The organism is Crocosphaera sp. Alani8 (genome assembly GCF_038442745.1).
Taxonomy (GTDB): domain Bacteria; phylum Cyanobacteriota; class Cyanobacteriia; order Cyanobacteriales; family Microcystaceae; genus Crocosphaera.
On the sequence record NZ_JARVCN010000253.1, the window covers coordinates 1 to 4,594 of the forward strand.

A 4,594-nucleotide genomic window follows, 5' to 3' on the forward strand; every position below is an offset into this window, starting at 1 on the left:
TCCAAAAATGGATAACCTTTAATCATACCATGAAACACTTTTGCAAGAGGTCTAAAAACAACTTCCTATTTAAAATTCTGTGTCAAGGAGTCGAGTCAAGATGTGAATGCAATTGTAATTCAAATATCCTTTTATTGACCCCTTAAAGGTATCATAGAGGCATGAAAGGAATAAAAATGATTAATCTATTACGAAGGGGTATAACGTTGCTTCTAGACCCCTTAAACCCCCAAGTTTGTACATGGTCATAGGGAGGAAAGATAACGTAGAGGGCTTAAAGCTAGATGATATAGAGTTTATAGAAGTTAAGGTTAGAGAACTAATAACTCATAAGAAAAACTTATAAGTCAATTTTTTTATTTTCCTTTTTTCACAAACATTTGACTCAAAACGTATTTACGTCGGTTATTAGGCCCAAGACGGCTAATAATTTTCAACTCTTCTAATTCGTTAAGTGCTTCTCTGATAGTGTGTTCACTTAACGCTGTGGCTTGCTGAATTTCTCGTTGAGTCATTTCAACAATTGTATCTTCAAAGCCCATACGAAAACCAAGAGCATGAAGTACCTTAAGCGCACTACCGCTTATTTTTGGAAGTATTGCTTCTAATGAATCAGTGTAAAGTTTCACAAACGATTTCTCCTTTCGTCTGCGTCTATAAACACTCAGTCCATTACTTTCGATGATTTCGATAGCTTGTCTGAGTCTTTTAGACCCATATTGTTTACTGTCCATTTTAAGTTTAATCCTCTAAAATTTTTATGGATACATTGCCTATAAAAACTATAGCCTATAAAAACTATAGTTCATAGACTCAAGTTTTTATAGGCTAACAAAATCGCTGAAATGTTTATATAATCAATGTTTCCAAGATTTCGTCTTAGTGTTATGTCTACCTCTTAATAACGTAAGGCGGAAATCCGCTCCAGGCCTAGCTTCCAGCGATTAAAACTGGTAAATTTAATATTTTCTTAATGTTTTAAAAGCTGGCTTAAAGGTGCTTGGAGCCGTCGTTCGGGGAGGTCTGGAGGGACTGGTTGCTGTCCTTCCAGATCGGGGTCTGGGGTGTCCCCAGATTATGGGACAAAAATGCGATACTAAGAGGGCTAGAACTTAGATAGGGATTACTTTTGAGACAGGTTGCTGTAATGACAGGAACGGTGAAAAATTTAGACACTTGGGAATCAAAGAAGGGTTTGATCCTCGGAAAGCTAGAGCTAGAACTTAATGAAGGGATTTCTATACGAGCTTTAATATTTCCTGACTACTGGAAAAAGTTAAAAACTCATTTGGAGAACGGAATGGAGATTACAGCTGTAGGCAAAATTGACGTTATGGATGACTACGTGATGTTGATTTTTAGTGTGACTGTGTTTCCAATTCCTAAAGTTGGCCAAGGAGAAGAATCGTTAAATGAGTTTTTGAGATTGATCAGACAGCAACAGGTAAAAGAGTACAAACCAGGATGGTTAGTTTACCGTTTAAAAGAGTTAAATCCACCACTAGCAATTTGGAAGTTATGCGCTCAGTATCTTGGAAGAAAAGAAGGATGGGGATTTTATCAGTGGCGTGAACTTAACCCTAAAAAAAAATCAGTTGATTTAGATGACTGGGATTAACTTATATAATAAAAAGCACTTTGCAAACAAAGTTTGCGTAAGTGCGCTTTCCTTACGGAAAGTAATTAAGATAAGCTAGGGTGTATGATGAGAAATGAAGGGATTTTGATCTCCATTATAGAATAAAATGAGGAACAATTGGGCTAAACACTTAGTAGATGGCCAGTTTTGATCCAAAACAATTGTTCTACTTGGAAGAGAATTAGAAGAAAAAAAAGACATTTTTGGATCTGACAGTGAGTAAATGGCCAATTTTGATCCAAATTTTTAGTTAGTAAAAATTAAGGAAATTATAAGGTTTTTGTTAATATATATTAAGGGAATTTAAAAACGTTTTTTTGAAAAGGAAGTCAGAAGAGAAAGAAAGATCGTCTCGCTAATCGCTCGGTTGTTTGTTGTGGATCGAATTCGCTGATCGTGAACCGTTTGTTTAACTAGGATTGAGTTCGCTAATCGCGAGTATTTATATGGGGGGAATTTCCCCCCATACCCCCCAGGTGCTGTTCTCAATAAATATTTGCTGATTCCGCTCCGCTCCATTCGCAAATATTCATCTCAAACAGCTTTAGAAATTGGATATTAGTTAGATCAGAATTAATTAATTGGTTTAAATTTAGGGGATGGGTTGTTTTCTCCAGTAGGATGATATTTCCATCCACTTAACTCTTCAAGATAATTAATAGGATCTATGTCAAATAGGGAAGCTGCGTCTTCTAGATCCTTGACAGTGTTAAAACCAAAGTGCTTGGCTAAACTACTGCGATTGATGCCGTCTCTTTGATCTTCAGAACTTGGTTTCCATTTTTGTAAACCTCTTGGGGGTAAATGGTTTTGTAGTCTTTTAACTATGGATTCTGAACCGAATTGTACTAGAGTAGAAAGGGTATCATTGAATTGTTGTTTTAGAGTATTTAATTCTTGTTTAACTTCTTGTAATTGAGCAGCAGTTACTAAGATATTAGTTTGAACTGTTTCGGTTGGCTCTGTTTCAAACTCTTCTATAGTTGCGTTGAGATTATCAACAGAGTCAAAAGTAAAGTAACCTATTCTACAGTCCATAGAAGTTTCAATAAAATATTGATATTTATGATGACTGTTCCAACGAGTCCGCAGATTATCAGCTTTGCCTATATAAAGAAGTTTATGATCTAAAGTATAAACAAAATAGATTCCAGGTAGTTTAGGTAATTTGACTCGTTCAGTAATATGTAGACTGGGAATAGAACTTAAAAGCATACCAAGTATAACACCAGTTTTATTCTGTCTAGTGTGCTTAACTTGATCATCAATACTGTTAACTAGGTCTAAGGGACATCGAAGTGTAATAGCTGCTGTACGGGATGTTTGAGACATATTGTAAGTGTCTAATAGTATAACTTATACTGTATTATACTATGTCATACAATTATAACTACATACATATAATGTAATAATTAACTACAATTAAATATATACTGTCATACACATAAAATATAAACACTGCATACATATATAAATAACAGCATATTACAAATTGTCATATTAACTGCATATATGCCAAGACAGATTAATTTAATATGGTTCCTTAAACAGCAGAATTAGTGAGTATTTAAAATAATAAATATTACAGTGCATACATTATAATTATACATTGTTATACATTTTGTTAAATAATTAGAATAAAAGGTAGGTTAGGGGGACACCCCCTAAAACCCCCATTGGGCAGATGGGAAAGGAATAATTATTAGTATAATTACAGTATCTATTAAATAGGTAAACACTGTAATATATATTACATTACAACTGAGAATAAGCTAGTAGGTGAAGTATGAGAAAAAATATTAAAAGCTGTTTGAGACCGACTGGAGCGGAATGGAGCTCTTGCGGAATGGAGTGGAAGGCGTGTCGAGAACAGCACCCAGGGGGTGTGGGGGATGGAGTCCCCCACATAAATAACATGAGCGATCAGCGAATTCGATATAGAACAAAAAACCGAGCGATCAGCGAGACGATCCTATCTAGAAAAAAAGAATTTAAGGTGATATCGAAAACAGAAATTCTCAATATCAATTTGATTTTTGTAATAAGCAAGTTATGATAAATGATAAATGATAAATGATAAATTAGTTGTGACAACTTTATAATAAAAAATGTCTTAAAGTTTAATTATACATCTATATAAATAGATATACATTATAGCTAGTTTCAGAAAATAATTCTTCATCCTAATTTAAACTTACTTAGTAAATTACTAAAAAAATTATGTTTGTCAAAAAAGATCCTAAATCTGTTCTATATATCTGTACCTCTTAAAAAAGCTAACGTGCAAAATTGGAATGCTCCTGATCGAATAATGTCAGCGATGGTTGGAGTTCAGGAAGATTCTTAGCAATATTAGGCCTCAACTCTGGTGAAATCTGTCTAAATAGCTCTTCTTCTAAAGATTGATATGATGGTCCCCATGATTGTATCTGGTTAAGTAAACTTTTTAATTCCACTAACACTGAGTATGTTTGCATATACCGACCATTTATTAACGAATTATGTAAATCACTTGTAAGTGAAACATACTTGCTATGCACACGATAAATCTCGCTTCTTTCTACCCCTGTAACTTCCATAGGTGCATCTAATTCATATGCACCTGATTTATATTGTGAACCAACTGCCAATAGCCGTCTTTCAAGTAGAAGTGCAAACTCATCTTTTGCATTTCTACGAGAGACTTCTCTAGCTACATTTTGAACAGCAAAGAAAGCTGGATTGTAGAAGTAAACAATAACAAAAATTGCTAGTGCACCCCCGGCTCGGAGCCATTTAGCAATATTTAGTTCTAGGAAACCTGGGATCATAACGGCAACACCAGCTGCCGCAAGTGCAAGAACAATGCGAAATACAATATATTGAAAGGTAGTAGGGTTTGGAAAATTGATTGCTATAACTATAGCAATCAGGAATGAGGTGTGAGAAAATGAAAGAATAGTAAATCTAGACTAA

The 4,594-nt window shown here is 34.5% G+C and carries 4 protein-coding genes; 1 reads left to right on the top strand and 3 read right to left on the bottom strand.

The window, feature by feature from the left end; genetic code table 11:
- Positions 1–356 precede the first annotated feature (356 nt).
- Positions 357–734, bottom strand: coding sequence for a replication/maintenance protein RepL (locus P9B04_RS14720; protein ID WP_342055741.1), 378 nt, complete (start codon positions 732–734; stop codon positions 357–359).
- A gap of 413 nt (positions 735–1,147) precedes the next feature.
- On the opposite strand from P9B04_RS14720, the gene P9B04_RS14725 reads away from it, so the two are divergent.
- Positions 1,148–1,618 (top strand): DNA-binding protein, encoded by a 471-nt coding sequence (locus P9B04_RS14725; RefSeq protein WP_342055742.1) that lies wholly within the window; start codon positions 1,148–1,150, stop codon positions 1,616–1,618.
- Positions 1,619–2,212: 594 nt separating this feature from the next.
- Here P9B04_RS14725 and P9B04_RS14730 read toward each other — a convergent pair.
- A complete protein-coding gene (locus P9B04_RS14730; protein ID WP_342055743.1) occupies positions 2,213–2,971 on the bottom strand; it encodes a GIY-YIG nuclease family protein in 759 nt (252 codons plus the stop codon).
- A 944-nt stretch (positions 2,972–3,915) separates the two neighbouring features.
- Positions 3,916–4,449, bottom strand: coding sequence for a hypothetical protein (locus tag P9B04_RS14735; protein ID WP_342055744.1), 534 nt, complete (start codon positions 4,447–4,449; stop codon positions 3,916–3,918).
- Positions 4,450–4,594 lie beyond the last annotated feature (145 nt).

What these genes read in the sequence shown, in the direction of transcription:
- P9B04_RS14720 (WP_342055741.1), bottom strand. Translation starts at nt 734, where the DNA reads ATGGACAGTAAACAATATGGGTCTAAAAGACTCAGACAAGCTATCGAA.
- P9B04_RS14725 (WP_342055742.1), top strand. Translation starts at nt 1,148, where the DNA reads ATGACAGGAACGGTGAAAAATTTAGACACTTGGGAATCAAAGAAGGGT.
- P9B04_RS14730 (WP_342055743.1), bottom strand. Translation starts at nt 2,971, where the DNA reads ATGTCTCAAACATCCCGTACAGCAGCTATTACACTTCGATGTCCCTTA.
- P9B04_RS14735 (WP_342055744.1), bottom strand. Translation starts at nt 4,449, where the DNA reads ATGATCCCAGGTTTCCTAGAACTAAATATTGCTAAATGGCTCCGAGCC.